The sequence below is a fragment of the Streptomyces sp. ME19-01-6 genome (assembly GCF_033793745.1).
Lineage (GTDB): Bacteria > Actinomycetota > Actinomycetes > Streptomycetales > Streptomycetaceae > Streptomyces.
Genome location: NZ_JARAXF010000133.1, coordinates 1 through 658, shown reverse-complemented (window position 1 = coordinate 658; position 658 = coordinate 1). Strand labels below are relative to the sequence as shown.

Sequence of the window (658 nt, the reverse complement as noted above, 5' to 3'; positions counted from 1 at the left end):
ATCCCCACCCACCCACACACCCCCGCGCGTCACACACCACAACCGCCCACCAAACCCCACCTCACCCACCACCTGAACCAACCCCACCGTCCCCACCAAACCGGAGCCGTCGCTCTCCGCCATCCCGAGCAGGCTCACCACACCCGCCACCTCCGGCCAGCCGTCCACCGCCCGCAGCCGGTCCAGCACCAGCGTCTCGCTCTGTGCCCCGGAAGCCTCCAGCGCCTGGACGACCACCTGCAGCGCCGGGTCGTCGTCGGCCATTCCTTCGGGCACCACGACAAGCCAGCGGCCATCCAGCCGAGGCTGTGCGTCAAGCCCGGACACCGCAGACCACGCCGTCCGATAACGCCAGCCCGCCACGCGTGCCTGGTCGCGCTCGCCCTGACGCCACTGCGCCAGCACCGGCAGCGCAGGTGCGAGCACCCGCTCGGCGTCCTCTTCCCGCAGCCGCAACGACGCGGCCAGAGCCGCGAGATCGCCGGCCTCAATGGCGGCCCAGAAGCCGTCCTCCGCGTCGGACCCGCTCTCGCGCGTGGCGAACCACCCACCGGGCTCAAGCCAGTAGTGCTCGCGTTGGAAGGCGTAGGTCGGCAGATCGAGCACGGACGGCCGCGCGTCCGAACCCCCGACCCCGAACCACGCCGTCCACTCCACC

At 71.9% G+C, this 658-nt stretch carries 1 pseudogene; it reads right to left on the bottom strand.

The features are described from left to right. A pseudogene (locus PV419_RS52990) lies at positions 1–658 on the bottom strand (polyketide synthase); the annotation flags it as partial.